This window comes from Klebsiella sp. HMSC09D12, from assembly GCF_001808475.1.
GTDB lineage: Bacteria > Pseudomonadota > Gammaproteobacteria > Enterobacterales > Enterobacteriaceae > Klebsiella > Klebsiella oxytoca.
In genome coordinates this window covers 270,410-295,528 of the sequence record NZ_KV793506.1, presented here as the reverse complement: position 1 = coordinate 295,528, position 25,119 = coordinate 270,410, and the positions used below count along the sequence as shown (strand labels likewise).

The window sequence follows — 25,119 nt, the reverse complement described above, 5'->3', positions numbered from 1 at the left end:
TTGGTCGTCACAAAGAGCTCGTTACGGGCGATACCGCTCTGTTTCAGTGCGTTGCCGACCTGGGTTTCATTCTGGTAAGACGCGGCGGTATCGATCAGGCGGTATCCCGTATCGATGGCATCAATAACGGCTCTTTCGCATTCAGCGGGATCAGACATCTGAAACACACCAAAGCCCAGCAGGGGCATTTCAATACCATTGTTCAGTTTTACAGTTGGCATGACGTTATCCTTCAGCTGTTGTGTTGGAAAAGCATAACGCAAAGTGATTTATTCGATTAGATGGGGTAATTAGCTAGGGCTTATTAGATGTGTTCATTAATTTTGTGAAGGGCAGGCGCTCAGCTGCGTGCCATGCGCGGACGCTGCAGAATATTGCGCTTTCGGCTCGAAGCTGACTGAGGTAACGTAGCAGAAATATTTATCCGGACTCAACCAAAATGCCTGCCATCGAAACGTTTATTACTTTCCTTTTCGCGCTGACGCTTCTGGAGATTTCTCCGGGGCCAGACATGATGCTGACTATCGCCAGAGGAGTCGGGCAGGGAAGACGTATCGCGCTGCTTACGGTTGTGGGCAATGTATTTGTAGCAGGATTTGTGCAAGTTTCTTTTCTTGTTCTGGGGCTGGTAACCGTTGTACATGCCTGGCCGGTTGCGCTGGATCTGCTAAGGTGGGTTGGTGCGGCTTATCTGATGTGGCTGGGCATAAAAATGATTGCGACTTCAGGTACTGATACGCGGCTGCGAAAAACGGCAAAAATTTCTGACTGGAATGCCGTAAAGGAAGGCGCTCTGAACAGCCTGACTAATCCAAAATCTCTGCTGTTCATGTTTGCTTTCCTTCCTCAGTTTGTCGATCCCACCGCGGGTCCTGTCTGGCTGCAATTGCTTGTTCTGGGTAGTATCCAAAAGCTGGCAGGAATTGTTTCCCTGGGGTCAGTCGCGATGGCATCAGGAACATTTGGAAACTGGCTGGGTAAACACCCAGGCTTTATCAAATGGCAGGAGCGATTTACAGGAGTTGTCATGATAGGCCTCGGTATCCGCATGTTGTTTAGTGGGTCTGGCGTAGTATCGAAATCTGCCAGTTAAGTTTTACCGCAACGGTCAACCCAGTGAACTCACAGCACAACGCAGACATTCACGCTCATTAGCTTTGCGCCAACATGAGACAATTTTAATTTTGATGAAGCTGACGTTTATATTGAGCCTCTGTCCGATCCTGATTACCCGTCCTGTCGTTGTGATAATCCCCAAGGAACCAACCTATACCCTCCTTCTACAGTTGTTATAGAGTTCCTTCCTGACGCTCAGAAAGGGGGCTTACGCTCAGAAAGACGGAAAGAAAGTTATTGATGATGCAGGCCAAAGAGTGAATTAAGCATCACAAGGCGAATATCCCCCAGTTTAATTGACGACCAAAACAATGGCTGATTTATACGAAATGAACTCTCCCAACAGGAACTGGCATGAGCAAAAACTTGCAATAAAAACGCTTTGGGCAGCCATGTTACATTGTTTGCGCTGAGTCTTTTCCGTGATCCTATTCGTACTTTGGCGGGGCGCTTTACATCACAAAATTCAAAATCCACTCCTGTACAGGTATCTGATGAGCGAGTAAAAGTGTACTCTTTTGAGTATTGCATCTGAGCGTGTCGCTCGAATGACTTATGATGCCTCTTGTTATATATGGATAACCGCTATGCCAAAAGAGAACAAAAATCCGAAGCTACGTAACTACGATCCTCGTTTTATCTACTCTCTTGTTGTTAAGCGTTACTTCTCTGAAATGAAGACAAAAATAGAAATTGCTGAGGAGCTCGGTCTGTCTCGCTTCAAAGTTGCACGCCTGATTGATGAAGCCATTGCGCAAGAGTATGTAAAATTTACTTTTCCTAAACAGCAGGCTCTGGACGAGGAAATAGCGCAAAATTTGTGTAAAAAATACGGATTGCAGGATGCCGTTGTGCTCTCTGTTTCTGAATCCTGGTCTTCGCAGGAACAATTAAACGTCAAACTGGGAGGGATAACGGCGACCTACTTGAGTGAAATTCTCAAAGAGGGAATGAAGTTTGGTCTCGCCTGGGGGCGCGTACTCTCAAGCACGGTGAGTCAACTGACGACATTACCTGTTCTGGATGTGGTTCAGCTTTCTGGCGTTCATCCAGGCATTGAATTTAGTCAGGGGCCCATTGATTTGATTCACAAAGTTGCTGCTATTTCCCACGGAAGAGCGCACCCAATGTATGTCCCTATGTGGGTGGATGACGAAAGTTTAGCCCAGAAACTCGCAGACGATCAGGCTGTTCAGGATACGCAAAAGTTTTACTCATGTATGGATGTCGTTATTACGGGCATTGGGGCCTGGAAAACCGGTTCTTCCAGTCTGTGCGATATATTCCCTGAAGCATGGCGTGAGACTTTAATGAGCCAGGACATTACCGCTGATGTATGCGTAACCCTGGTAAATAGTAAAGGGGAAATACTCGATAGCCCGCTAAACCGCCTGGGGTTCGGCATTACGACAGAACAATTGCGGGCCACAAAGAAACTGATTGGAGTTGCTGGGGGGGACGAAAAATATGAAGGCATTGTTGCCTCTCTCAAATCAGGCCTTCTGAATGTGCTGATCACTGATTTTGATACGGCTATCAAACTGCTGGATTAATAGCCGCTAGCGCTTTACGCCACGCCGGTATTATTCAATATCGGCGTGGCGTTCCTTCATCGTCTGGCTTGTTTCATTAAGATTGGCCATTAATGACTGCACAATAGTGTCATAGGTCAGTAGGGAAGCCTGTTCGAACAGAGAACCCATCGGTTGGGCGCTGTGACCTGCCGGGATAGTGAGTATGTAATCTGCCAGAGTTGCCAAAGTTGAATCTGGTGCGGTAGTGATGAGAGCGATATACACGCCATTATTCTTTGCTATTTTCACCTGGTTGATCAGGCGTTGGGTCTCTCCGGAGCCTGAACCAACGATCATCAAGTCGTTTTTGCGAGAATGTGGAGAGCTAATTTCTCCTACCACGCTGACGGACAGACCAAGGTGCATCAGTCGGTTAGCAAAAGCATTTATCATTTGCCCTGAGCGACCAGCACCGGCAAGAAATACATGTCCGGCAGTGATAATAGAATCAACCAGTGTGTTAAATTCTTGCTCATCGATTTTATCCACAAGCGAAGATAACTCGTTTAAAACGAGGGCGTACTTTTTCATGATGGTCATTCTTTTATTGAAAAAAAGGCAGATAGGGGATATCTGCCTTTTGTTTATCAGGATGCTACAAGCATCTCTTCAACATATTTCCCGACTTCATGCGTTTTAAGGTTACGGCACGACTCGATGAACGAAATATCCTGGAAGAGCGTAAAGAGGCGGCGCAGCACAGACATATGCTGATCGCTGGTGGCGAATGCGAGATTAAACATAATGCCGCATTCCACGGTGAGGTCAGCATCTTCCATCTGACCAAACACGACTCCTTTATCAAAACGCACGATGCTTATGCTGTTGGTTTTTACCAGCGTATAGTCTGCATGCGGGATGGCAATGCCCTGACCGTTCGCCATCAATAAACCAGTTGGATAAGTCTTCTCACGCTCCAGGCAGGCCTGAATATATTCGGGAGTGATATAGCCTTTTTCCAACAGCTTCTGGCCGGCAAACTCAATTGCCGCATGCCAGTCAGCGATCGTACCCTCGACATCATTTACCAGAATCTCAAGTTTCATTATTCACCTACTTAAGCATTTCTTCTTTAACAGCATCAAAAATTTCATCTTCGCCCAGGCCCGTTAACAGGCCTGCACCCACAATCACACGAGTGGTGATCCCTGGGTTATCCAGCTTGGTTGAAGAAACAATCAGGTCATAGCTGTTAAACGTGTCCGTGGTGCAGGCCATTAAAGAGGATTTATCGACCTGCGCTTCGATATTCTGTTCTTTCAGGTAGTCCTGTAGGACAGAAACCATAATGGAAGAGGAGGCAATACCGTTCCCACATACAACTAAAATCTTTTTCATTATCAATTACCTTATGAAGTTTTAAGCCGTTTTTTCTGCCTCAGTTTTTAACTGACGGCGCGCTTTCTGTTTGAGTAAATAGCCTACGGACAGTAGCAACACAGCGGCGAGAGCATAACCTGCGATGCCAACATGGCTGAGTCCAGCAAAGAGACCGGTGAACGGGTTAGCTGACGGGTTTAGCGATGAGTACATTACGCTGGCATCAGGATTAGTACCGAATTTCTGGAACACTTCATTTGTTGCTGGAGCCATCCAGGATGCGATGTATAAGCCGCCGCCAAACAGGATGATGGAAGTCACCCAGGTACGAATAATGTTGCCATTAAAAACCGGCACCATGCACGCAATAAAGAATACGAACTGCGAGAGGTCCCCCAGCGGCATCACTCGGTTGCCGGGAAGGACAACGGCGAGGATAACAATGACCGGGATCAGCAGCAGTGCAGGCGCGATAACTGAAGGATGACCAACAATCAGCGCGGTATCCATCCCGACAGTGATCTCACGGTCCGGGAAACGTTTAACCAGCTTCTTACGTGCTACGTTGGACAGCGGAACCAGACCTTCCATCATGATGGAGGTCATGCGCGGCAGCAGGAGCATCACGGCGGCAAGGTACATACCTAGTTGCAGGCTGGCAATAATGGTGTGATACGGCGATTCCCAACCATAACCACAGAAGCCAAGAAGAATACCAATAATGAAACCAACCATGGTCGGATCGCCAAGGATACCAAATCGTTTCTGAATACTTTCCGCCGTAACGTTCAGATTACGGAACCCAGGGATGCGATCGTAAATCCAGTTAAACGGATAAGCGAACAGCAAATAGGTGTTTGCAACCGGGTGGGAGATGGCAACGCCTTTTGGCAGGTTGAAGAATTTTTCGTTGTTTTTGGCACCCAGGTCAGCCGCAATAAGTGCCCAGACATGGAACAATGCAGCAGTAAGAACACCGTAGAGGAAGCTGCCGGAGTAAGCGCCAACAATTGCCCCCATAGAGGCATTCTGATGAAGGTTAAACACGTCAACGTTTACGCAGTCTGTGAGACGCGCCACCAGCATGGCAATATTCACCGCGACGCACAGAGGGATAATAATTGCCCCCATACTTGAGCCAAAACCCATTACGGCTGTGGCTGCGCCGCCAACATCAATGGCGCTCAGCGAGGAGCCGGTGGCCTCAGCAAGCCCCGTCACCGCTGGCTGCATTTTTTCAAGCATCAGCTTGATGGTCATGGTTAATGCGATAAAACCAATGCCGACTTTAATGGCTGATGAAATACACTCCGACAGGGGCCGCCCCAAAAGTTTCATCAGTATAAGGAAGATGACCGGTATAAAAATAAAGTTACCCAGGTCATTGATAAACTGTGTGATCAGTTCCATTTATTAGCCCTCAGATTTCTCATCATCTGGTCTGAAACCCATATTCCATCGAACATCTTCAGGTTTCGTCAGCAATGCGTTGTCACTGCGTTCTGCTTCCAGTAGATTCTTTTTGGAATTTTCCCTTGCAGTGGCAAAGTCGAACGCGTTGTCATACCAGGCATCAACGATCATTTTTGTGTATTCAAGATCATTAACTCTGCAGCCAAGTCCAATCACCTGCGCATTGTTACTGAGTCTTGCTCGCTTAGCCGAGTAAGGATTAGTGACGGCGACAGCACGAATCCCCCAGTGCTTATTTATCTGGCAAGTAAAGCCAATACCGGTTCCGCAAATGTAGATACCGAGGCGGCATTCGTCCCGCTGAATAACACCTGCCATTTCATCCGCAAGACGAGCGAAGTTGTTGAAACCATCTTCTTTTCGTTTAACGGGATCGTACACGACCTCGGCATTTTTCTCTTCTTCGAGGTACTTTTTAATCTCCTCCTTACGATCAAATCCCACATCATCACATGCGATTGCAATTTTCGTTTTCATCTTATCCAACCTGTCATAAAGAACTTAAGCCAAGTATGGGGTTGGTAAATGTTGGTTGTCAACTGAGATCAATGTCACAAAATTAGTATGCTGTTGATTTTAAAGGTATTAAAAACCAATAAAAACAAATAAAAGCTAATGCATGCCAATTTTTTGATGATGGAAAGAGGAGAGAGTATTAGTAAACTGAAGTGGATAATCTGTATTATATGTATTTAATGTATTGATTATTAATGAATTATTACTATTTGGCCTTTGTTCTTATAGTTGAGCGTTACCAGGGACGTACTCTTCTGACTTCTCTTTGGGTTTGTTTTAGTTTGCATCTTCTGTGCTATGATTCGCTTCATTGCAATATGAAGAATGTTGATAGGGGGAAGGATGTACCTGGTTGAAGAGAGGAGAAAATTGATCCTGGAAGAGATTATTTCGGCTGGTACCGTTTACGTTAGTGACCTTGCGAAAAAGTACGAGGTCACTTATGAAACTATCCGCAAAGATCTCACTCATCTGGAAAAAAAAGGACTGTTGGTTAAAAGCCATGGAGGGGCAACCTTAAAGCAGGGGGCTGTCGAACATCCTTTCCAGGTCAGGGAAAAAGAAAATAGTACCTTCAAACAAGCTATCGCCAGAAAAGCGCTGGACTTTATCCCCCCCAACAGCTCAATGATCATTGGCACTGGGAGTTCTAACTATGAACTGGCTAATCTGTTGTGCATGAAATCTGGCTTTAAAATTTTTACCGATTCTTTGCCGGTGGCCAGTGTGCTGATCGAATCTGATAACCAGGTCTTTTTGTTCGGCGGAGAACTGAGGAAGAAAAGCTCTTCTGTCTTTGGCGGGTGGGCTGTGTCAATGATTAATGATATTAACGTTGATCTCTGCTTTATCGGCACCGATGGCTTCAACAATATGACAGGTCCCTCCACGCCGTCCTCCTCGGATGCCTTTCTGGATCGAACGATCATTGTCCATTCCGAGAAGAAATATATCCTGGGCGATTACACTAAGTTCCAGCGAAGCAGCTTATTTAAGATCTGCGACTGGTCTGAGATTACCGCGCTGATCACTAATGATATTGCGGATAAAGACGGTATTGCCGAAGTTTCGAAATATACAACAGTGGTAACTTGTTGATTTTAAAATTAATAATTTCAATAACGGTACTTCTCATGTGCCGTTGTCCTGTAGAAACAATTGCAATCAGAACACTCCGCTCATAAGAGCGTTTGAAGTATTGCCATTGTAAAAGTCCCCAGAATAAGCCAATTTAATTCAATTTATTAAAAATCAATCAGTTAATCATTCGTGGCGCATTAATTAATCGTTAGTTTTGCTCATATGAGCATTTTTCTTAATGCGCTTATGTGAATTTGTGTGATCAAGATATAACTTTTGCAAGCTTCCCATTTCAGCAAATCACTGATGTGCTATAACTGCTCATGTGATTACATAGATGCTCACATGAGCATTTAACGGAATGAGGAGAAGCCAGTGGGCACAATTTCTATCAATGTCGCTGATGGTGCGGCATACAAAAATTATGATGAAGTGCTGGAGCATATTCACCAGAAACATCTGGCTGATGGGATAGTAAGAGACACTTACCTCCAGGCGCTGCGTGAACGTGAAGCCGACTACCCAACCGGAATTTTACTTGATGGCTATGCTGTCGCTATCCCACATTGCGATAGCCAGCATGCCGTCAGCCCGGCGATTTACATCATCCGTTTGCCACAGGAAATTGAAGTTAATCAGGCAGATGGTGACGAGAAATTGTGGGTTCGCCTGGTTGTTAACCTGGTTGTTACTCAACCAGCAGATCAATTGCAGTTGTTGAAGGCGTTGTTTAACCATCTTCAGCTAGCTGATTTTTACCACCAGATGCTGGAACTTCCTGCTGAAGGAGCAAGAGCATTGTTTATTAACACGATAATTAAATAACAATTATCCGGAGATTTTACCATGATTACTATCCTCGTAGCCTGCGGAAGCGGTGTAGCAACCTCCACACTTGCCGCTGATGAAGTTAAATCGGTTTGTGCTGAATACGGCATTGCCAACGTAAAAATTAATAAATGTAGTATGTCCGAACTGGCCTCCGAAATGCAAAGTGCTGATGTGGTTCTGACAACGAATAATTATAAAGGTGATATTGGTAAGCCGCACATGAGCGTCGCAGGTTTTATTACCGGTATTAACGAAGCCGCGCTGCGTAAAAAATTAGGTGAACTGTTAAGCGAAATTTCCAAAGGCTAAAGTCTAAAAAAGACGGGGGATGGTTAAATGGAAATGTTAAAAAGCATCATGTTTACTATTACAAGCATGGGCGCTACAGCAATATTGCCGCTTGTTATTTTCCTTTTAGGTCTGGTTTTTCGAATGAAAGTTGGTGCTGCCATTAAATCTGGCATCACCGTAGGTATCGGTTTCATCGGCCTGGGACTGGTTGTTGGGCTGCTAAACACAGCCCTGCAGCCAGCAATTGCGTATTACTCAAAAATTGGCAGCGGGTTCACCGTGGCTGATATTGGATGGCCTGCCGTTGGCGCAGCTGCGTGGGTTGCACCGTTTGCGGCAATGGTTATCCCAATTGGTATCATTCTGAACCTGATCCTGGTTCGCCTGAAACTGACTAAAACGCTGAACGTTGACATCTGGAACTATATGCATTTCCTGGTTCCTGGTGCTCTTGCGTACTTCGTCTTTGACAGCTTTTTCCTCGGGTTGGGTGTTGCCGTGGCTCTGAGCGTAGCCGCACTGTTTATTGGCGATCTTATTGCGCCAAGATGGCAGAAATACTACGGCCTGGAGGGAACGACCTGTACCACAATGATCCACATCGGATGGACACTTCCATTTGCATGGGTGGTTAACAAAATTATCGATTTCATTCCGGGTTTAAACAAGCTGGATGTGGATTTAGAGAGCGTTCAGAAGCGACTGGGTGTATTCGGTGAACCCGCCATCATCGGCGTGATCGTCGGTTGTCTCCTGGGATTGTTAACCAAACAACCCATTACAACCATCGTGCCAATGGCGATGGGCGTGGCAGGCGTCATGGTGCTGTTGCCAAAAGTGGTTGGGGTCCTTATGGAAGGGCTTAACCCGATAGGTAAGAGTGCTAAAGAAATCATGCAAAAGCAGATGGGTAAAGATGCTGAACTGAATATCGGGATGGACTGTGCCCTGGCGCTTGGCGATCCAGCAACGGTGACTGTCACCGTTATTACTATCCCTCTGACGATGCTTTGCGCGCTGGTTTTACCGGGTATTCAGATATTCCCAATCGGCGTGCTGATGTCAATCATCTACATGACGACCATGACGGTTATGGTCAGTAACGGCAACGTTATTCGATCGATTATCTCAACCTTACTGTTCTGTGTGGTGGTTATGTACCTGGGGGGATATGTCGCGCCCGGTGCAACTCAGTTCCTCAACGGTGCTGGCGTCGGCTTGAATGGCCAGGGTACGGACTTCGTATTAACCGGCCCATGGGAACTTTTGACCTACTGGTTGAGCACAGTTACTCATTAATTTACGGAGTTGACTAAAATGGCACAAATTTTACCATCAGTATTTGGTGCAAACATATTACGTTTGCAGGAAGAGATTCAGTTTCTGGAAACAGAAAAAACAGAAATTCTGCATGTTGATTTAATGGATGGTACTTATGTAAGTAATATCGCATTCGGTCCGAACCAAATCGCGGCAATGAAAAAAGCCAGCTCAATGACATTTGACGTGCATATGATGCTGGCAAACCCGGAAAGACATATTGATGATGTTATTAAAACCGGTGCGGAAATGATCTCGGTTCATTATGAATCAACGCCGCACGTGCATTATATTATCCAGAAGATCAAGAAAGCCGGGCGCAAAGCTGGCGTAGTGCTTAATCCGGGGACGCCAGAAAACGTAATTGAGTATCTTCTGGATGATATTGATTACATTTTAATTATGACCATTAATCCAGGTCAGCCCGGCCAGACTTTTATTGAAAAAAGTCTGGAGAAAATCAGGAATACTAAAAAAATGGTTGCCGGTCGTAATATTCAGATCGAGGTCGATGGCGGCGTCAACGTTGAAATCGCGAAAAAGGTAAAGGATGCGGGTGCTGATTTAATTGTCGTTGGTGGTGCGCTATTTAACGGTTCTCCGAAAGAAAGCTATCAGGCATTAAGGGCAGCGATCCAATAACAGTTTGCTACCAAATAAACCCAGTAACCCTACAAGCTATTATTAGCATTAATTAAATTACCAATTACCTGAAAGGGGAGTTGTCCTCCCCTTTGTCATGAGATTTTGAGGAGTATAGTGAAATGAGTAATTTTGAAGGTAAAGTCGCGCTAGTAACCGGTGGGGCACATGGCATCGGTAAAGGTATTGCTAAGCAATTCGCTGACCGTGGGGCTCATACTGTTATTGTCGATTACAACGAAGAAAATGGTAAAAAGACGGCCGAAGAGTTAACTTTCGCTAATGTTAAATCCTTATTCGTTAAAACCGATGTATCCGATCCGAAAGCTCTGGAAAACGTTCGCGAGCAGGTTTTTAAAACCTTCGGTCGCATTGATATTCTGGTATTAAACGCAGGCGTGGCGTTTGCTAATAAGGTCAATAACATCACTTTTGAAGAGTGGAATAAAACAATCGCCATTAACCTTACCGGGCTGTTTAACACCGTCAAGGCGTTCTACGACGACTTCACCACTAATCATGGATCTATCGTTTATATTTCATCCGGCTCTGCGCTTTCCGGCACCGGCGGCGGCGTGAGTTACCCGGCCAGTAAAGCTGGCGGTGAGGGATTGATTCGCGGCCTGGCAAAAGAATTAGGGCCGAAGGGGGTCAACGTTAATGCTATCGCTCCACGTCTGATTGATACCGGTGAAATGATGCGTGTCAATTATCCTACCCAGGCCGATCTTGATGCTGTTCTGGAAAAAATTCCGGTACGCCGCCTTGGCACCATTGACGATGTGGCTAACCTGGCAATCTTTTTGGCTGATAAAGACAATTCGTACATCCAGGGGCAAACCATTCTGATGGATGGTGGTCGTACCATCGCTTAAAAGGGAGAGAATCACATGAGCGTTCAACAAAACACTTTAAATATCCTGAGCGAATTGCAGCAAAATGCGATGAAGATTGATGATGCCCAGGCTGCGCAATTCGTCGCACAGATTAAGAATGCTAAACATATCTTTCTGCAGGGGGCGGGTCGTAGCGGCATCGCCATCCGCGGTTTTGCAAACCGTCTTCTCCACCTCGGTTTTTCAGTAAGCGTTGTCGGCGAAATTTCTTCTCCTCATACGAAACCGGGCGATCTGGTCATTATTGGTTCCGGCAGCGGTGAGACCGGCAGTCTGGTGAGCCTGGCGCAGAAGGCCGTAGCCTGTGGCGTGGATGTGGCGCTTGTCACAATGAAAGCGGAGTCCACAATCGGCAAACTGGCCAAAAGCACGCTTGTGTTGCCTGGAACCGTGAAAGAAGACAACGAGCGTGAAGACGATGCTTTTTCACAGCCTATGGGATCGGCTTTTGAGCAGCTCTGCTTTATCGCCTATGACGCAATCGTGCTTGAGCTGATGGCCCAGCTCGGCGAAACCAGCGAAACGATGTTTAAGAGACACGCTGACCTTGAGTAATCGGCAGAAAACGTCCCTTGAAGGGACGTTTCCTTTTTAGCATTAATGTCGTTGGTTCTTTTGCGCATGAACAAAGATTCTTCTTTCGTCAATATTGGACATTTAGCCTGGTGCGCTTTGGTGGCTCTCGGCCTTCAGCGGCACGATCGGCTTGTTGTTACCGAGGCGCAGGAAAACATATTTCTGATCCGCTGGTTGGCCGATGCCAGAAAACAGAAGAGATTCCCCAGAAATTTAACTGGGCATATAGACTGGCTACTTGCTCAGGGGCGTCGACTTGGCGTTCGGGCGCGTCTGAATCAGAAACTGCATTATTTATGGCTTATGAGCAGCGACGATCTTCACAATATGCCGGATCTACTTCGATTGACCTATGCTATCGAAATGGCAAAAGCCGGCGGTTGGCAGTATGACCTTGTTGATGAGAAGAAGATGGCGGCTGGTATCAGCAAATTCCAGAATATGGATTCGTTTTGCCTGGAAAGAACAGCTGTCGAGGAAGGATTTGATGCTAACGGGAAGCAAATAGCCCCACTTTATGTCCGCGTTTTTGGTCAAGTTGAGAAACTGCTGTCACTTCTGGACTGCTTTGGACTTAAACTTGACGTAATCGAATCGTATTCAAATGAATTCTCTGTAACCAAATCTTCGATTTTTTTGCTACAGCCAGTGATGGCCTGACGGAGATACACAACACGGTATATTTAGTCAGGCTTTGTTGAAAAACAGATTGTGGGTAAGCATCCCCGTAAACGAGGATGTTGTCAGGCAATACGCCCACTTTCAGGCATTCCTGCCTTCGTCATTTTGTTCAGCGCACGTACTATGGCCAGAGCCTCTGCAACCTGACTTCAGCGCACCACCGAACAGTTGTTTTACTCTCTACATCACCGATTCCGCTATCGAATGGCGGTTAAAATCTGTTGCGTATTTTCAACGGGCATTGCTCCCGCTTAGCCGCTGATTTGCAACCGTATGGTTCCGGTCTGCATACTCCCCCGGCCAGTAACCCGCTCCCTTTCGGGAAGGTATAGGGTGCTGATTTTCTTTCGGCGCAGTTCATCACGATATAACCGCGTATAATCAGCGCCGTCCGCTGCGGCTGATCTGATTTTTCGGGGTGTCTGCCAGATTAAGCCCAGAGAAGGCTGCTGCGTCCGTGACGTTGTTCAGTGACGTTCGGTGCAGATAATTTCATGTGTTTTTGCATCTACAGCAATGTGCAACTTTCGTCAGATGCGACGGTATTCTTTGCCGTGTTTTTTGACTTTACACTCACCTTCACCGGAGACCTTCCATCCTGTGGAATCAATCACGAGATGGGCTATTTCTGCCATCTACCTTATTGTCCCGTCAGGCCCGAGGGATGCGTAACCCGTACATAAAACAATATGAAGCGCAGAATCTGTAGTTTGGCAGGAGTGCAATTGTAAGAGAAAATCCCTTTTCTGCTATGGGGTTAGGCATATTCTTCAGCCAGGCTGGATCAAGATGCGTTCTCCAATGCGAGAATCGCAGTTGAGATGCTCACGGGTCGATGAGCATCTCAACTGCGTTAGGGATATCTTTGGCAGGGCCGCCGGATGATGAGCCAGAATGGCGTATTTTATCGTGGGCAGCGGTAAACTGTTCCGCTCAATGTCACATTGGTTTGCTGGCTTGAGCCTGTGCCATGATAGGCGCTTCCGGTTTGGCCAGCCCTTTGGGTTAACAGTACCACCACGTTCCCCCCCATTTTCCACGCTTTATTTTTTAGATCGTTACGGGCACCCGTCTCCAGATTGCTGTTTGACGTCCAGCCTCCCGTGAAAAAATTCCCCTGGCTACCGGTGACATCGCCTAAATAGGTGCAAGAAGTGTCCGGTTCATTATGCGTTACCCGCACACCTTCAGCACCGTGCTGGAGGGAATTAGCGCTGCAAGCTGTGAGCATAAGAGCGGAGAGAAAGACTAATTTTTTGTTCATGTAAAATCCTTAATCAAAATCGCTAAAAATAATCAAATAGGGTGCGAAGCCAGTCGGATGTTGAGGCGCATCGTGCTGGCAATAAAATGTTCTACCCGGAGGATTTAAGGGGTGTATAGCTTATAAGAATAATTTTACATAAATACTTAAAAGGGCTATAACGTCTCTTACCGTATTGATGATATTCTTTTTTTTGTCAGAGATGATGAATTCCTTGCCATAAACAGAGGCGTCTTTATTTATTAAAAACGATAACCTACGCTCACACCAAATGTGTTTGTATCAACGTAAAGTAATTTAGCTGTTTCCCATGACACATCCAGGGAAAGGTTAGTGAATGGATTAAAAATAAGACCTGCACCATAGGCAAAAGCATCTTCTGAGGAAGATTGATTGTCACGGTTTTTGACCTTCATACCAGCCATACCTACATTACCATATAAACTAACATAGTCATTAATCCGGTAGGTCGGTCCTACCATTAACGAACTATAGCTAGTGGTATTATCGCCATCTTTATGTAGTTTTCCTGCGTCCCAACGGTAATGTTGTACTTCATGACGAGTTGCCGTGAGAGAGGTCAATACACCCCAGTCAGAATTGAACTCATAGCGATATTTTAGATTGAGCCCGCGAAGATCCTTACTTGCAGATTTCTTTAACGCGCTAAGATGCGTTTGGGCATAGCCAAGGGAGAGGGTATGGTTTTCCATCGCCAACGCTAATGAGGGCGAAAATAATAGTGCTGCTATAATCCATGGTGAAAAAGCACGCTGCATGTAAAGCTCCTTGTTGGTGAAAAGAACAATGCTTATGTATAAGCAATAACCGTAGAAGGATGATTGCGGCAGCCATATAACCAGAAAAAGCGAGTAAAAGTTATGAAATTAGTCTTACATGAATTTTACCGACGTTTTCAGAAAAAGTAAGGTTTTATAACTCTTTGATATTAATGGGTTTTATGTCGATTCTTTCACGGCGGCGTTGGTTTATTGCGCGGTACATACGTTATATATCTGCCGATTGATTGAGTACAAATAAGTGCTGTTACCGACCCTGGTGATGCGAATTTCATTGGCAGCATCGGGGTGCAATACGCGAAAATGTGCTAAAAAATCACCGGCGGTGTCGGTAGAAAAAACTTTTACCGAATCGACATCAAATGTATAAATGCCGGGGCCAGGCATTTGCAGGTTCTTCATATACACATCGCGATACAACACTTTTTTGATTTGCTCTTTAGTGGTGATGTCATACTGCAATGTAATGCGTTTGTTTTTGAAATCGAGGACGATATTGCCATTAGCGAGAAAATTGCCAGGCAGGACTGAAGTTACCGTTTTAGTGGTGCATAGAAATGAATCCGCATCTGACAGAGGATAGCGCTGCTGGCGTGCCTGTAAAATCAGCAGCACAAAAGATGCTGCCAGAATAAGTAGCGTAATGCCTCTTAATACCGTTCTTTGATAGTGATGCATTTGGGCTCCGAAACATTCAGTTGATTCAGACACTGAACAAAAATATTGGTGTCAGGAACGCGAATATAATAAATGAAATTGCCGTTTTGCTTATAGACTTGCTGACTCAGTTCGGAAAAAGCCCCCACCGCATCCTCGAGAGACCGATTATCTTCAGTGACACCATAAAAGGTATATCCGTTATAGGTTCCCAGCTCAGAAAAGTAGTCTGGATGGCGTTTGCTGTAGAGATAAATGACCATCAGCAGGAACAGCGTTGCGCAGATTAAAAATAGCCACTCTTTTCGGTTTGAAACTGCCTGCGAAGACTGCGTTGGTTCAGGCAACGATTCTGCAACTGGCGCAACGGTGTCGCTGGCTCTATTTTGCGTTGCGGGTGTTGATTCATCTGGCAGTGGTTCGATAGTTACCGAGAGCGTCACACCAACCTTAGGGCGCGTTAATACCGCAGAACTGGAAAGGCCGATTTTTTCAAACGAACCGCGTAATTGATTGATTAATTTGTAATAGCTGGCACTGGAAACCACCACACCTTTTCGTCCCCACACCCAAGCGATTAAATCATCTTTTTTAAAAAGTCCCTGATGAAAAGCAAGGAGCAAATTGCATTCAGATTCAGAAATTTTTAAGCTTTCGCGATCGCGTGATAAGGTCATCCGCTCGCAATCAAGAATGACTTTCTTATCAATTAGGTACTTATTCTTACTCATAGGGCCTTCTGCTAAGAATGAGTCGTTCTGGTTTAACCATTATGTTACCTCAGCACCTACCGAACTATTGAAAGGTTTTTACTTTTAATCCTTTCATTTTGCTCATTGCCCCGTGTATCAAGCCAGACCGTAAAATCATCTGAATTCATCGGCTTTGCGTAAAGATAGCCCTGTATAAAACCTACGTTATGATCGAGGATATAGCGTAGTTGATGCTCTGAACTGACGCCTTCCGCAACGATATTAAGTCCCAGCCTTTGACTAAGCATAATAATGGTATCCAGAATGGGCACGTCGCTGCCGCTGGTATCAATCGTATCGACAAAAGTACGATCGATTTTCAGATAATCAGCCGGAAGCTGCTGAAGGTAAGAAAGCGAGCAGTAGCCGGTACCAAAATCGTCAATCGCTATCAGTACGCCTTTCTCACGCAGCTGCATGAGCTTATCTGACACTAAAGCCGGTTGAACAATGAGGCTGCGTTCGGTGAGCTCCAGCATGAGGCGCAGTTTCCCTAAGCTTGCCAGTAGCGATTCAACATCGGCAATAAAACTCTCATGCACCAGATGTTCAGGTGAAATATTTACGCTGATATAAAAATCCCCGGCAACCTGCCACCGTTCGACATCCTGGGCGATGAGCTTAAATAAGTGACGCGAAAGCGGAACGATCATCCCTTCGTTTTCTGCCGCGGTGATGAAGATGTCGGGAGTAATAAAACTCCCATCCGGAAGGGGCCAGCGCATTAATGCCTCCACGCCGCCGCAATGAGCGCGGCTGACGTTAAATACAGGTTGATAATGCACTGTGAACTGCCCGTTTTTCATACCGCGGGTGATTTCTCGGGCCATGGATAGCCGTTTCTGGGCCCAATGTCGGTAAAGAAAAAGGGTCATAAATGAGAAGCAAAGCGAGAGAGGGATAAAGATAAGCAGAGATTTCATCCACAGAGCCATCAATGCCGCGAGAGGCGCGCCGACGGTAAGCGAAATCTTACCGTCGGCGGTGACGAAATGCTGGGTCATCACTATTCTGTCACGCTGCGCTGGTTGGCTGATAATCCTATCGCCCTCGCCAAACCGCAGGCTGAATACGGCGGCTCTTTCCTCTGCGAGGACATCCATCAGTTCCTGAATATAGCGAGAATCGACGATGACAAACGCTGATTTTTGCGCCGTCACCTGCTCCGTGTAAACCACCGCGGGTCTGCCTGGTCCTCCGGCCATCAAGTCAAATGAACGGACCCATCTGGCAGGTAACGGCGTCGGGAGCGTTTTACCCGGCGGCAAAGGAAAAGGGTGCGCCTGCTCCCTGGTAACAAAGGAACAGAGCAGGTTGCCGTTTTCCAGCAGACCGATATCGCGGATATAAGGGGTAAAGGCGCGGGTTCGGTTAAGCTCCGACAGCATTTCAGCGCAGGGTCTGTCCGCTATTTTTACGGTTTTTGCGGTGACCCGCCATGAGGCGGTTGATACATCGTTACTGAAACGTAATAAGGTATTCGCGCTCAGGGCGACGTCCTGTTTAAACTGTAGTACGCTGACCAGCAGCGCTAATATAATCATCACGACCAGCGGCAAAAGCACTGAACAAATCACAAAAGATAGCTTTAGTTTCACTGGTTTTGTCTCTCATTCACGAAGGGATGCGCGGCTGTCTCGATGGTCGCAATACTCATTATGCTTTAGCGCCGCCGCTGGTGGTGCAGAAATTATAGATCTGCCGGTTCAGTGAAAAAAGATAGGCCCTCGGACCGATTTTATTTATCGTCAGCTCATTCTCGGTTGCCGGCTGCAGGAGACGCAGCCAGGAAAACATCTCACCCGTCGTATCAGAATTAAATTTGTGCACGGCTTTAACCCGAAAGGTGTAGGTTTTCATGCCGGTGCGGTTAAGCGGGGTGATTGCAACATCCTGAAAGAATAACCGCTGCTCTCGCCGTTGATCCTGCACGGAATAATGAATAGCAATGCGGTTCGACTTAAGATCCAGCACCAAAGTTCCGTTCAGTATGAGCTCTCTCGGCTTTATATAAATAGTTGATTTGGCAGTGCAAATAAGATTATGTATTTCGTCTGCATCGCGCCTGGCTCCTTGATATACCAGCGTTGCCAGCATGATACATCCGCAGAGCAGACCGCACAGGATGACTAGTAGCGTTCTTTGATGGTAATGCATTTAGGTACCGCCGTTTCAACAGGGTTCAGACACTGCAAAAAAAGATTCATATTCGGTTCGCGGAGATAATAAAGATAATGTCCATTCTGGCGAGATAGCGGCAGCGTCAGGGTGTGATAAGCCGAAACCACCTCCTTAAATGTCACTTTATCGGTAGCCATCTTAAAGAAGATATAGTCATCCTCATTACCGAGCATCCTGAAGCTACTGTTGTGTTTATTTTGCGCTGGCGCATGCTGAAATAGCATCGCAACACCCGTTAACAACAACAGTGTAATGGTCAGGACGAGAGGGCGTATTTTGGCTGAAATCTTTTTAACGTCCGGCGTGAGAGCCCGTTGGCTATCTTTTTCGCACCCGGCATCCCTGACGTTTTCGCATCGTGGCGTAGGTTCTTTTTTGATGGGTTCTAACGCCAATGATAACGAGACGCCAATTCGTGGTCGCGTAACAATATCGGCCGCATTCAGGCCAACAAGAACAAAGTTATTCCGCATCTGGTTAATGAGCTTGTAATAACTCGATTCGGAAACACAACCCGCACGGTTCTTCCAGACAAAATTAATAATATCTTCCTTTTTATATATTCCGCGATAGAAGGCAAGGAGTAAATTTGTCTCCGATTCTGAAATTTTAATGATTTTATCACCGTTGGTTAATGTCATTTTAGCGCTGTCAAATATCACCTTTTTAGCTATTAGTAACGATTTCTCATCCATGGTAAACCCGATCTTTAATACGTTTTGCTGTCGCTTGCTATATTAACATGGGGCAGGAGGATTTCACCCCTCTTTGCATCAGTAGCCTTCTGTGACGACATTCATACTGATGCTAAAAATGTTTTTTATTTAGTTTACTTCCTTTTAAATCATGTGGTTATTTGGTTTTTGTGAATTTTTCTTACCGGCATTTGAATTTATGAATTTCCGCATGCCAGGTAAGTAAGGAAAATTTAAGGGTTATTCAGCACGTCAGGAAGCTCTTTTCCGAAAATTATTTCTAAGATTGGCCTTAAACATGATAGCGCCGCGGGCTATAACGCCAGTTGCTATACGCCCTGTTTCAGAGGGGCGCACAATAAAACTTGCCCGGCGACAAGCTATTTTGTTTGGCCTCAACCAAAGGACGTTTGCTTTATCTGCTTTATTAGCAGAGCGAGTAGCGTTAGTTGAAAATAAACAGCAATAAAGGAATAAACGACCATGTTCAAGAAAACGACACTGGCTTTGCTTACAGCCTCACTTTTTATTTCTACCAGTACATTTGCGATGTCCAATAATACCATTACCTTTCGTGGTGAAGTTTCCGATGAAACCTGTTCTGTAGCCATTAACGGTAATCAGGCAAAACCGGTAGTTATTCTGCCGACGGTGAGTGCCAAAGAACTGGCGAAAGGCGGCGATACCGCAGGTCAGGTGACATTTGATATTGGTCTCACCGGCTGTACGGGTAATGCCGATAAACCGACCAAAATCTCTACCGTTTTTGTCGGTAACCAGGTGACCAGCAACGGTAATCTTGGAAATACCGGGGACGCCGCCAACGTAGAAGTCCAGATTCTCGATACGGCTGAGAAAGTTATCAATCTGACCAACGGTTTCAAAGGTGAAGGCGATCTGCAGCTGAAGCCGGGAGAGACGGAAGCCAGCGCCACTTATACCGCGCAGTATTACGCCAACGGCGCGGCTTCGGCTGGTACGGTCGAAGCCACTCTCCAGTACGCCGTTTCCTACCTGTAAAAACGCTTCCTGGTCCGGTGCTTGTCGTCGGACCCTTTTGATAGCAATGGAGTTGTTGCAATGAAAAAGGATGCTACCCGTTCAGGGCTGCGCTATCTGATGGCGCTGCTACTCCTGTTTCTTCCCGCTGCCGCGGTATGGGCCAGCGTCACCATTGTAGGCAGTCGGATTATCTACCCGTCGACCGTACCCTCTGTCGATGTACAGCTAAAAAATAACGATGACTTTCCCTATGTCGTACAAACCTGGTTTGACGATGGCGATATGCGTATTGGGCCAGAGAACGCGAGCGGCATTCCTTTTATCTCGACGCCGCCGGTATTTCGTATCCAGCCAAAAGCAGGCCAGGTGGTGCGCGTGGTGTATAGCCAGCGTAAAGCGCTGCCGCCCGATCGTGAATCTGTCTTCTGGTTCAATGCATTGCAGGTACCGCCGGCCAATATCGGCGGCCGTCAGCAGAATAAAGTGCTGGTGATGTTACGGACGCGGATCAAACTTTTTTACAGGCCGGAAGGGATTGGTTCACCGGGCAATCTGGCTAAAAAGCTGCACGTTACCGTAGTGCGTAATGCCCGAAAAGGTGCCGGTATTGTTATCAGCAACCCGCAGCCCTGGTATGCATCCCTCAGCAACCTGAGCGTGACGGCAAGCGGCGTATCACGTCAGCTTAATGTCGAAATGGTTCCACCTTTCTCCAGCCGTACTTTCTGGATACCTGGAAAATTCAGCGCCAACTCGCTTAACGGTACCGTCACCGTGACGTTGGTTAACGACCAGGGTGCAAGGATAAGCGAGCGTTATCATGTCGCCGAAGGTTAAGTTCTGTCGCAAAAACATCTTCGTTTTCTTAGCCGTAGCCTGCTCCGGTCAGGCTTTTGGCGAAGAATACTATTTTGATCCTTCTCTGCTGCAGGGGACGGCTTACGGGCAAGGTATGGCGAGCGTTAACGGACCCGGTACGCCCGCCGGAGAGTATCTGGTTGACGTTATGGTCAATGGCTCGCTGCTAAAATCCGGCGTAAAGATCCGCTTTACTCCAGTCAATGGCGAACAACGCACGGAGCCCTGCCTTCCGTTGTCGCTGATGCAGGCCGCTCGGGTAAAATCGCTCCCGGACAAAGCGCCTCAAAATAGCTGTCGTCCGCTCAGGGAATGGGTATCCCAGGGCGAATGGCAATTTGATAGCGCGATGCTACAGCTCCGGCTTACGCTGCCGATGAGCGAGCTGATACACAGGCCGCGCGGCTATCTTCCGCCTTCGCAGTGGGACAGCGGCGCGCTGGCTCTGTTTTTACGCCATAACACCAACTGGACCCACACGGACAACACCCGCCAGCACTTCCGCTACCAGTATTTGTGGAGCGGGATCAACGCTGGCAGCAACATTGGACTGTGGCAGCTCCGCCATCAGGGTAACCTGCGCTATGCCGACAGCAACCAGAGCGGTAGCGACTGGCATTACAATCGCGTACGCAGTTGGGTGCAGCGACCACTCGCCGCAATCGACAGCATCCTGACGTTTGGCGATAACTACACTGACTCCAGTTTATTCGGCAGCCTGTCGTTTAATGGTATGAAACTCGCCACGGATGAGCGCATGTGGCCGCAGGGCAAACGCGGCTATGCGCCAGAGGTACGCGGCGTGGCGGCAAGCAGCGCGCGGGTGGTCGTCAAACAGCTGGGCAAAGTTATCTATGAAACCCATGTTCCGCCCGGACCGTTCGCTATTGACGATCTTTACAACACCCGCTATCAGGGTGATTTGCAGGTTGAAGTGATTGAGGCTAACGGAAAAGTATCGCGCTTTACCGTGCCCTATTCTGCGGTTCCCGACTCGGTGCGACCAGGCAACTGGCACTACTCTTTTGCTGTTGGCAAGGTCCGCCAGTACTACCGCATCGACAACCGCTTCCTTGAGGGGACGCTGCAGCACGGGGTAAATAATAATCTCACTCTTAACCTCGGATCGCGGTTGGCGCATGATTACCAGGCCTGGCTGATCGGCGGCGTATGGGCGACCCGCCTTGGCGCATTCGGCATGAACGCCACCTGGTCTGGCGCGCGAGTGGAGCATAATGACCGTCAGCAGGGCTGGCGAGCGGAGCTGAGCTATAGCAAGACCTTTTCCACAGGCACTAATCTGGTGCTGGCGGCCTATCGCTACTCAACCGGTGGATTCCGCGATTTGGAGGATGTATTTGGCGTACGCCGACAGGCGCAAAACGGCATTGATTACTACTCCGACACGCTGCATCAACGTCAACGCCTTTCGGCGACCGTCAGCCAGCCCTTAGGCCATTCAGGTACGCTCAATCTCAGCGCCAGTACCGCCGATTACTACAATAATCAGTCGCGGATCACGCAGCTGCAGCTAGGCTACAGCAACCAGTGGCGAAAAGTGAGTTATGGATTTAACCTCGCCAGGCAGCGTTCCACCTGGGACTATGGCCGCTTCTACCGCAGCGTTAACGAACCGCAGGATCTGAGCCAGCGGCAAAAATATACCGAGACGACGCTGTCTTTTACTCTCTCCATTCCATTTGACTGGGGCGATAGCCCGACATCCGTAGCGATGAACTATAACCAGTCGCGCGCGAATCACTCTTCAACCCTGTCGATGACCGGGACCCGTGGCGAGCAGAGCGAACTCTCCTGGTCTGTTTATGGCGGCTATGAGCGCTATCGCAATGGGGACGAAGGGGCATCGACGACTTTCGGCGGTAATCTCCAGCAAAACACCCGTTTTGGCGCGCTGCGTGCGGGCTACGACCAGGGAAAGGACTATCGGCAGGTGGCGCTGGGCTCCTCCGGAACCCTGGTGCTGCATTCCGGTGGCGTGACGCTCGGTCCTTACGCCAGCGACACCTTTGCATTAATTCACGCCGATGGCGCGCAGGGCGCAGTCGTCCAGAACGGTCAGGGGGCGGTAATCGACAGCTTCGGTTACGCCATTTTACCTGCGCTATCTCCGTATCGTCGCAACAACGTCTCACTCGATACTCGCCAGATGCGCAGCGATGCTGAACTGACGGGGGGAAGCCAACAAGTTGTTCCCTATGCCGGCGCGATCGCGCGGGTGAACTTCTCCACGATTACCGGCAAAGCGGTGCTTATCGCGGTGAAAATGGCGGATGGCGGCATCCCGCCGATGGGGGCCGAGGTCATTAACAGCGAAGGGGCCGTCATTGGGATGGTCGGGCAGGGTGGGCAGGTTTATGCCCGTATCAGCACTCCCTCAGGCTCATTGCTGGTGCGTTGGGGAAAAGGGACCGATCGACGTTGCCATGTGCCCTACCAGTTCGATCTACATTCGCCTGAAAACGTGATTTATCTTACAACGACCTGCGAGAGGGAATAGTCTCATGTGTTATCTTCGCCAAACGCTGCTACTTGCTGCTACCCTGCTTTTCAGCACCGCGTCCTGGGCTAACTGCGTTAAAGTGACGGATAATAGTTTCCTTTCGGAGGCGGCGATTAAAGCAGGCTATACCGCGCGCTTCTGGCGCGGCGCCTTTGATGACAATATCGGTCATCTTGGTCTGCCGTCAGTCATTAGCGTTAGCGCGAATAATAAGTTCCAGCCTTCCGGCACCGTGCTTGCCAGTACGGTGGGTAATTTCCTCACTGCAGGCGTTCAGACGCCCTATACGGCAAAGCAGGTGCTTTACCGCTGTGATTTGCAGGACGCCGGGAAGCTGTATGAACTGTATTCAACCAACGGCGATAACTACTTTGTTGGCGGGCGTCGGGCGAAAGAAGTGGAGGGAGCCTACTATGACGCGGAACGTAACGTCGCGGTACGCATGACGAATCTGAGTACCGGCGAATACTATAGCCGCTTCTGGAAGCAGCGTCAGCTCACTGCGGATAGTTGGTTTCAGGACGATCGCGCAATTTATATTCCCGCAGGCGCATTTAGTAATGTCCTGTATGAGATGCTTAAAATCGCCGCCTCGGATCAATATATTTTTAACGACAGAATTAACAAAGACACCTATAACCAGCCGCGCGGTTATATCGCATTCAAGGGGCCTGGCTTACTGACCTCCGCTATTCAACCCGGTATGGATCATGCTTCAAGTTATTATGGCTGGCCCGAATCCTGGCCCGGTGCGTGGAGTAGCTACAATCAGGTCACCTATATTCGCGGCGCGGCCTGCTCCATTGAAGATTATCCCGCGACGGTGCTGCTTCCTACCATTACAGCGGAGGCGCTCTCTTCTGGCGAAAGCAGCGAAGCGCCTTTCAGCATAACGCTGGAGTGCGAAGCTGGCGCGATGTCCTCGACTCATCCCACCACTAGTGTCGCTAACGTAGCCATGGGTTTTTTAGTCAATCAGCCCGGCGCCGTGGCCGCCGCGCGCCGCCTTGGCCTGACGACCACCGGCGGTGGATTGACCTGGTTACTGGACACGCATTATGGCGGAAAGGGCGTGGCTTCCGGAGTAGGAATACGGATTTACGATCAGGGCGGTGCGCCGCTTAACCTTTTGCCGGACAAAGTGAGTACCGGGACGGGCAACGCCCGTGGCTGGTATGGATATAAAGAGCTCACCGTACTAACGAGCAAAAAAGACCGTGGTTCGGTAGAGGTCTGGCACGGTGATTTTACCGCCTCCCTTGAGGCGCTCGGTGGACAACCGGTAACGGTAGGGAGCGTGAATGCGCAGTTACAGGCAGTGGTTAGTTTTCAGTAAGGCGGTGTTAGCGCTGCTGTTGCTGGCAGGCGTCAATTCCGCGCCGTTTGCTGCGGTTAACGTTGACCGAACCCGGCTCGTATTCGCCGCTAGCGATATTGCCCAGTCGCTGACGCTCGCAAACGACAGCGTAACGCCAATGCTGTTACAAGTCTGGACCGACGCCGGAGAGACCGCCTCTTCACCCGATAATAGCCGTACGCCGCTGGTGGTATTGCCGCCCGTCTTTAAAATGCAGCCGGATGAGTTGAGAACACTTCGCGTGATGCTGAGCTCGCGGCGCAGTCTGCCAGAGGATCGGGAGAGCCTGTTCTGGCTCAACATTTACCAGATACCGCCCGAACTGAGCGCGACGAAAAGCGCTACCCGCAAGCTAGTGTTACCCCTACGGCTGCGGTTGAAGGTATTTATTCGTCCGACCGGTTTAAAGGCGCCCACCGCCAATGATGAACAGAAACTGCGCTTCAGCATCGCTTCGCAGGGCATCACGATAACCAACCCAACGCCGTGGTATATGAGCCTGACAGTAACGGCAACAAAAGGAATCAGGATCGGTTACATGATGCTCGCGCCGTATGAGCGGCGGGATGTGGTGCTCTCTCAGGCACCGGCCGTGGGAACGACGGTAAACTATGCGGTGATCAATGACTCAGGAAACTGGCGAACTTATACCGCAACCATTATGGCGAAGAAAGAGAGTTGAACCCTGTTTTTTTACCCCATCCCTCCCCGCGCCG

At 48.2% G+C, this 25,119-nt stretch carries 28 protein-coding genes and 1 pseudogene; 15 read left to right on the top strand and 14 right to left on the bottom strand.

What is annotated here, in order from left to right; translation table 11 throughout:
- The coding region (locus HMPREF3178_RS25915; protein WP_139146044.1) for an aldo/keto reductase at positions 1–221 on the bottom strand (221 nt) is incomplete at its 3' end.
- A gap of 218 nt (positions 222–439) precedes the next feature.
- Between HMPREF3178_RS25915 and HMPREF3178_RS25910 the strand changes: the two genes are divergently transcribed.
- Both HMPREF3178_RS25910 and HMPREF3178_RS25905 read left to right on the top strand, forming a co-directional pair.
- The gene (locus tag HMPREF3178_RS25910; protein WP_004105516.1) at positions 440–1,093 is read left to right on the top strand and encodes a LysE family translocator; all 654 of its coding nucleotides are present in this window, start codon (positions 440–442) and stop codon (positions 1,091–1,093) included.
- A 610-nt stretch (positions 1,094–1,703) separates the two neighbouring features.
- Entirely contained in the window at positions 1,704–2,669 is a 966-nt protein-coding gene (locus tag HMPREF3178_RS25905) for a sugar-binding transcriptional regulator (protein WP_070585601.1), read from the top strand.
- 30 nt (positions 2,670–2,699) lie between these two features.
- On the opposite strand, the gene hxlB (HMPREF3178_RS25900) is transcribed toward HMPREF3178_RS25905, so the two are convergent.
- The 5 genes from hxlB (HMPREF3178_RS25900) to HMPREF3178_RS25880 are packed head-to-tail and all read right to left on the bottom strand — an operon-like array spanning position 2,700 to position 5,960.
- A complete protein-coding gene (gene hxlB, locus HMPREF3178_RS25900) occupies positions 2,700–3,221 on the bottom strand; it encodes a 6-phospho-3-hexuloisomerase (protein WP_004105513.1) in 522 nt (173 codons plus the stop codon).
- 56 nt (positions 3,222–3,277) lie between these two features.
- On the bottom strand, positions 3,278–3,736 hold the full coding sequence (locus tag HMPREF3178_RS25895; protein WP_004105511.1) for a PTS sugar transporter subunit IIA: 459 nt from the start codon (positions 3,734–3,736) through the stop codon (positions 3,278–3,280).
- A gap of 7 nt (positions 3,737–3,743) precedes the next feature.
- Entirely contained in the window at positions 3,744–4,028 is a 285-nt protein-coding gene (locus HMPREF3178_RS25890; RefSeq protein WP_000723161.1) for a PTS sugar transporter subunit IIB, read from the bottom strand.
- A gap of 21 nt (positions 4,029–4,049) precedes the next feature.
- On the bottom strand, positions 4,050–5,420 hold the full coding sequence (locus HMPREF3178_RS25885; RefSeq protein ID WP_004105509.1) for a PTS galactitol transporter subunit IIC: 1,371 nt from the start codon (positions 5,418–5,420) through the stop codon (positions 4,050–4,052).
- 3 nt (positions 5,421–5,423) lie between these two features.
- Positions 5,424–5,960, bottom strand: a complete 537-nt coding sequence (locus HMPREF3178_RS25880; RefSeq protein WP_004105507.1) for an RpiB/LacA/LacB family sugar-phosphate isomerase — start codon at positions 5,958–5,960, stop codon at positions 5,424–5,426.
- Positions 5,961–6,341: 381 nt separating this feature from the next.
- On the opposite strand from HMPREF3178_RS25880, the gene HMPREF3178_RS25875 reads away from it, so the two are divergent.
- From HMPREF3178_RS25875 to HMPREF3178_RS25840, 8 genes are all read left to right on the top strand, one after another.
- Complete coding sequence (locus HMPREF3178_RS25875) at positions 6,342–7,097, top strand: DeoR/GlpR family DNA-binding transcription regulator (RefSeq protein WP_070585600.1); 756 nt, start codon at positions 6,342–6,344, stop codon at positions 7,095–7,097.
- Between the two features lie 357 nt (positions 7,098–7,454).
- A complete protein-coding gene (gene gatA, locus HMPREF3178_RS25870; RefSeq protein ID WP_004105503.1) occupies positions 7,455–7,904 on the top strand; it encodes a PTS galactitol transporter subunit IIA in 450 nt (149 codons plus the stop codon).
- A gap of 21 nt (positions 7,905–7,925) precedes the next feature.
- Complete coding sequence (locus tag HMPREF3178_RS25865; protein WP_004105500.1) at positions 7,926–8,219, top strand: PTS sugar transporter subunit IIB; 294 nt, start codon at positions 7,926–7,928, stop codon at positions 8,217–8,219.
- 27 nt (positions 8,220–8,246) lie between these two features.
- Positions 8,247–9,500: a PTS transporter subunit IIC gene (locus tag HMPREF3178_RS25860; RefSeq protein WP_004105498.1), complete on the top strand. Its 1,254-nt coding sequence runs from the start codon at positions 8,247–8,249 to the stop codon at positions 9,498–9,500.
- Between the two features lie 18 nt (positions 9,501–9,518).
- Entirely contained in the window at positions 9,519–10,163 is a 645-nt protein-coding gene (gene rpe, locus HMPREF3178_RS25855) for a ribulose-phosphate 3-epimerase (protein ID WP_024274689.1), read from the top strand.
- A gap of 122 nt (positions 10,164–10,285) precedes the next feature.
- On the top strand, positions 10,286–11,038 hold the full coding sequence (locus HMPREF3178_RS25850; RefSeq protein ID WP_004105488.1) for an SDR family NAD(P)-dependent oxidoreductase: 753 nt from the start codon (positions 10,286–10,288) through the stop codon (positions 11,036–11,038).
- A gap of 15 nt (positions 11,039–11,053) precedes the next feature.
- On the top strand, positions 11,054–11,614 hold the full coding sequence (gene hxlB, locus HMPREF3178_RS25845) for a 6-phospho-3-hexuloisomerase (protein WP_004105486.1): 561 nt from the start codon (positions 11,054–11,056) through the stop codon (positions 11,612–11,614).
- Between the two features lie 66 nt (positions 11,615–11,680).
- The gene (locus tag HMPREF3178_RS25840) at positions 11,681–12,295 is read left to right on the top strand and encodes a DUF2913 family protein (protein ID WP_024274688.1); all 615 of its coding nucleotides are present in this window, start codon (positions 11,681–11,683) and stop codon (positions 12,293–12,295) included.
- An 83-nt stretch (positions 12,296–12,378) separates the two neighbouring features.
- Here HMPREF3178_RS25840 and HMPREF3178_RS31955 read toward each other — a convergent pair.
- The 8 genes and pseudogenes from HMPREF3178_RS31955 to HMPREF3178_RS25805 form a co-directional block, all read right to left on the bottom strand.
- A pseudogene (locus tag HMPREF3178_RS31955) lies at positions 12,379–12,945 on the bottom strand (IS5 family transposase); the annotation flags it as partial.
- A gap of 275 nt (positions 12,946–13,220) precedes the next feature.
- Positions 13,221–13,580, bottom strand: coding sequence for a DUF4156 domain-containing protein (locus tag HMPREF3178_RS25835; RefSeq protein WP_004105483.1), 360 nt, complete (start codon positions 13,578–13,580; stop codon positions 13,221–13,223).
- A 242-nt stretch (positions 13,581–13,822) separates the two neighbouring features.
- Positions 13,823–14,359 (bottom strand): Ail/Lom family outer membrane beta-barrel protein, encoded by a 537-nt coding sequence (locus HMPREF3178_RS25830; RefSeq protein ID WP_047720694.1) that lies wholly within the window; start codon positions 14,357–14,359, stop codon positions 13,823–13,825.
- 210 nt (positions 14,360–14,569) lie between these two features.
- Positions 14,570–15,058, bottom strand: a complete 489-nt coding sequence (locus tag HMPREF3178_RS25825) for a hypothetical protein (RefSeq protein WP_004105480.1) — start codon at positions 15,056–15,058, stop codon at positions 14,570–14,572.
- Positions 15,031–15,768 carry a winged helix-turn-helix domain-containing protein gene (locus tag HMPREF3178_RS25820; RefSeq protein ID WP_047720695.1) on the bottom strand — a complete coding sequence of 246 codons (738 nt, stop codon included), beginning with the start codon at positions 15,766–15,768 and terminating at the stop codon, positions 15,031–15,033. The genes HMPREF3178_RS25825 and HMPREF3178_RS25820 overlap by 28 nt, the downstream gene beginning before the upstream one ends.
- A gap of 56 nt (positions 15,769–15,824) precedes the next feature.
- Entirely contained in the window at positions 15,825–17,387 is a 1,563-nt protein-coding gene (locus tag HMPREF3178_RS25815) for an EAL domain-containing protein (protein ID WP_024274686.1), read from the bottom strand.
- 58 nt (positions 17,388–17,445) lie between these two features.
- Positions 17,446–17,886, bottom strand: coding sequence for a hypothetical protein (locus HMPREF3178_RS25810; protein WP_023321600.1), 441 nt, complete (start codon positions 17,884–17,886; stop codon positions 17,446–17,448).
- A 32-nt stretch (positions 17,887–17,918) separates the two neighbouring features.
- Complete coding sequence (locus HMPREF3178_RS25805) at positions 17,919–18,665, bottom strand: winged helix-turn-helix domain-containing protein (RefSeq protein WP_004105476.1); 747 nt, start codon at positions 18,663–18,665, stop codon at positions 17,919–17,921.
- Between the two features lie 483 nt (positions 18,666–19,148).
- On the opposite strand from HMPREF3178_RS25805, the gene HMPREF3178_RS25800 reads away from it, so the two are divergent.
- The 5 genes from HMPREF3178_RS25800 to HMPREF3178_RS25780 are packed head-to-tail and all read left to right on the top strand — an operon-like array spanning position 19,149 to position 25,085.
- A complete protein-coding gene (locus tag HMPREF3178_RS25800) occupies positions 19,149–19,685 on the top strand; it encodes a fimbrial protein (RefSeq protein WP_004105475.1) in 537 nt (178 codons plus the stop codon).
- Between the two features lie 60 nt (positions 19,686–19,745).
- On the top strand, positions 19,746–20,504 hold the full coding sequence (locus HMPREF3178_RS25795) for a fimbria/pilus periplasmic chaperone (RefSeq protein WP_004105474.1): 759 nt from the start codon (positions 19,746–19,748) through the stop codon (positions 20,502–20,504).
- Positions 20,488–23,043 (top strand): fimbrial outer membrane usher protein, encoded by a 2,556-nt coding sequence (locus HMPREF3178_RS25790; RefSeq protein WP_053064411.1) that lies wholly within the window; start codon positions 20,488–20,490, stop codon positions 23,041–23,043. Before HMPREF3178_RS25795 ends, HMPREF3178_RS25790 begins: the two co-directional genes overlap by 17 nt.
- A 4-nt stretch (positions 23,044–23,047) precedes the next feature.
- On the top strand, positions 23,048–24,382 hold the full coding sequence (stbD, locus tag HMPREF3178_RS25785) for a fimbrial usher protein StbD (RefSeq protein WP_004105471.1): 1,335 nt from the start codon (positions 23,048–23,050) through the stop codon (positions 24,380–24,382).
- Positions 24,348–25,085, top strand: coding sequence for a fimbrial assembly chaperone (locus HMPREF3178_RS25780; RefSeq protein WP_053064410.1), 738 nt, complete (start codon positions 24,348–24,350; stop codon positions 25,083–25,085). The genes stbD and HMPREF3178_RS25780 overlap by 35 nt, the downstream gene beginning before the upstream one ends.
- Positions 25,086–25,119: the final 34 nt, after the last annotated feature.